This window comes from Geminicoccus flavidas (assembly GCF_009806515.1).
Lineage (GTDB): Bacteria > Pseudomonadota > Alphaproteobacteria > Geminicoccales > Geminicoccaceae > Geminicoccus > Geminicoccus flavidus.
The window spans coordinates 1-2204 of sequence record NZ_WUJP01000181.1 but is presented as its reverse complement, the minus strand read 5'-3'; the positions used below and the strand labels follow the sequence as shown (position 1 = coordinate 2204).

3 protein-coding genes are annotated in these 2204 nt (G+C 66.8%); all 3 read left to right on the top strand.

What is annotated here, in order from left to right; all coding sequences use genetic code 11:
* A partial coding sequence (locus EQG76_RS04950; protein WP_159711130.1) for an ABC transporter permease subunit occupies positions 1–368 on the top strand: 368 nt, incomplete at its 5' end.
* A 35-nt stretch (positions 369–403) separates the two neighbouring features.
* Entirely contained in the window at positions 404–1474 is a 1071-nt protein-coding gene (locus EQG76_RS04945) for an ABC transporter ATP-binding protein (protein WP_159711128.1), read from the top strand.
* A 25-nt stretch (positions 1475–1499) separates the two neighbouring features.
* A partial coding sequence (locus EQG76_RS04940; protein WP_159711126.1) for a GMC family oxidoreductase N-terminal domain-containing protein occupies positions 1500–2204 on the top strand: 705 nt, incomplete at its 3' end.

Sequence of the window (2204 nt, the reverse complement as noted above, 5' to 3'; positions counted from 1 at the left end):
TCGTCGCCTGGATGCTGATCGGCTATTTCCGTAACCTGCCGCCGATCGAGCGGCTGGCCAGGATCGACGGCTACAGCCGGACCAGCTGCCTGCTGACGCTGATCCTGCCCTTGGCGAAGAGCGGCATCGCGGTGGCTGCGGTGATCGCCTTCCTGTTCTCCTGGAACGAATACACCTACGCCCTCGTGCTGGTGAACGGCACCAGCGCCAACACGCTGCCCACGGCGATCTCGGGCTTCCTCGGCCAGTATCCCGAGCCCGGCAACCTCGCGGCATCCGTCATCGTGACGATCATCCCGCCGGCCCTGTTCGCCTATTTCCTGCAGCGTCACGTCACCGAAATGAGCCTCGTCGATCCGGTCCGCTGAGCGCAACGACCGGATAAGGCGACCAGGGAGCCCCGATGGCCAAGATCGATCTCGTCAAGCTGCGCAAGACCTTCGGCGCCTATGTCGCCGTGGAGGGGCTGGACCTCAGGATCAACGACGGCGAGTTCCTGATCATGCTGGGCCCATCCGGGTGCGGCAAGACCACGACCCTGAACATGATCGCCGGGCTGGAATCGGCCAGTGCCGGCGACATTCTGTTCGACAATGTCAACGTCACCGACGTGCCGCCGCACGAGCGCAACGTGGCGATGGTGTTCCAGTCCTCGCTACTTTACCCGCACATCTCGGTGCGCCGGAACATCGAGACCAGCCTCCGGCACACCACCATCTCGGACGCCGAGCGCAAGCGGCGGATCGCCGAGGCCGCCCGGATGCTCGAGATCGAGCCGTTCATGGACAAGCTGCCGGGCCAGCTCTCGGGCGGCCAGCGCCAGCGCGTCGCCACCGCCAAGGCGATCGTGCGCGAGCCGTCTGTGTTCCTGCTGGACGAGCCGCTCTCGGCACTCGACGCCGCCTTGCGCCTGTCGCTGCGCTCGGAACTGGTCAACCTGCAGAAGCGCCTGGGCACCACTACCGTGTTCGTCACCCACGACCAGGTCGAGGCCATGACCATGGGTGACCGGATCGCGGTCATGAACAGCGGCCGGCTCGAGCAGATCGGCACGCCCGACGAGATCTACAATTCGCCGACCACCGTGTTCGTTGCGGGCTTTCTGGGCTCGCCGCCCATGAACCTGTTGGAAGGCGAACTGGCGGGTGGCTTCTTCCGGCGCGGCGGGCTCGCCGTGCCGATTCAGGGGCCGAGCGGCAAGGTGACGCTCGGTGTGCGCCCGCAGGATGTGGCCGTGACCGAGGCCACCGCGCCGGGCGCCTTGCCGGTCACCGTCTATGCGGTGGAGCATCTGGGCCGCGAATCGGTGCTGATCGCGGACGACGCGCACGGCAGCAAGGTGCGGGCCCTGGTGGCACCCGGCTGGCATGCCAGGGTCGGCGAGAAGCTCGGCATCATGCCCGACCCGGCGCGCTGCCTCCTGTTCGCCACAAATGGTGCGCGGATCTACGAAACGGTCGCCCGCGCGGCCTGATTCCTTCTTTGCGGACGTCTTCCAGATGAATTTCGACGTGATCATCGTGGGTGCCGGCGCTGCCGGCGCCGTGCTGGCCGCCCGCCTGAGCGAGGACAAGGAGCGCAACGTGCTGCTCCTGGAAGCGGGCCAGGACTTCCGCAGCGCCGACGCGCCACTGGAGATGCAGAGCCCGAACCCGTTCAACCTGCTGCTGCCGGAGCGCTTCCAGAAGCAGTTCATGTATGCAGACCTGAAGTCGCGCCGCACCAAGAAGCAGGACCACCGCATCTACTGGCGCGGCAAGGGCATGGGCGGCTCCACCAGCGTGAACGGCCAGATCGCGATCCGCGGCGTGCTGCATGCCTTCGACCGCTGGGCGGAGATGGGCTGCGAAGGCTGGTCGGGCCAGGGCGTGCTGCCGTTCTTCAACCGGCTGGAAGATGATCCGATCGAGGCCGTGCATCACGGCAAGGGCGGCCCGATCCCGATCTACCGGGCACCGGTCGAGAGCTGGGGCAATGTCGACAAGGCGTTACGCGAAGGTGCGATGGCGCTGGGCCATCCCTGGCACGACGATTCCAATGCGCCGGACGCCGACGGTGTGTGCACCTATGCGATCAACAGCCGCAACGGTCGGCGCGTCTCCACCAACGACGCCTATCTGGAGCCGGCGCGCGGCCGCCCGAACCTGACCATCCTGGGTGAGGCCAACGTCGACAAGGTGCTGCTCGACGGCAGGAAAGCCACC

Excerpts from the sequence above, each read along its gene's own strand:
- EQG76_RS04945 (WP_159711128.1), top strand. The coding sequence starts at position 404 with ATGGCCAAGATCGATCTCGTCAAGCTGCGCAAGACCTTCGGCGCCTAT.